Origin of the sequence: Psychroserpens mesophilus (genome assembly GCF_050617655.1) — a bacterium.
Taxonomy (GTDB): domain Bacteria; phylum Bacteroidota; class Bacteroidia; order Flavobacteriales; family Flavobacteriaceae; genus Psychroserpens; species Psychroserpens mesophilus_A.
The window spans coordinates 1-238 of sequence record NZ_JBODQC010000483.1; the positions used below are offsets into that span (position 1 = coordinate 1).

Below are 238 nucleotides of genomic sequence, written 5' to 3' on the forward strand. Positions count from 1 at the left end.
GGTGGTCCGCTCCATCCTCTACGTGCCCAAGTATGTCGCCCTGTCGCAGGGCTACTTCAAGGACGCCGGGCTGGACGTGTCCATGAAGACCTCGCAGGGCACCGACAAGGGCATGACCGCCCTGCTGTCCGGCAGCGCCGACATCGTCCTGATCGGGCCCGAGGCCTCGACCTACGTGCAGAACAGCGAATCGCCAGTCAAGCCGAAGATCTTCGCCGGACTGACCGCCACCGACGGC

General features: G+C 65.5%; 1 protein-coding gene. It reads left to right on the forward strand.

All coding sequences use genetic code 11. The features are described from left to right. A partial coding sequence (locus ACRHNM_RS18085; RefSeq protein WP_431138014.1) for an ABC transporter substrate-binding protein occupies positions 1 to 238 on the forward strand: 238 nt, incomplete at both ends.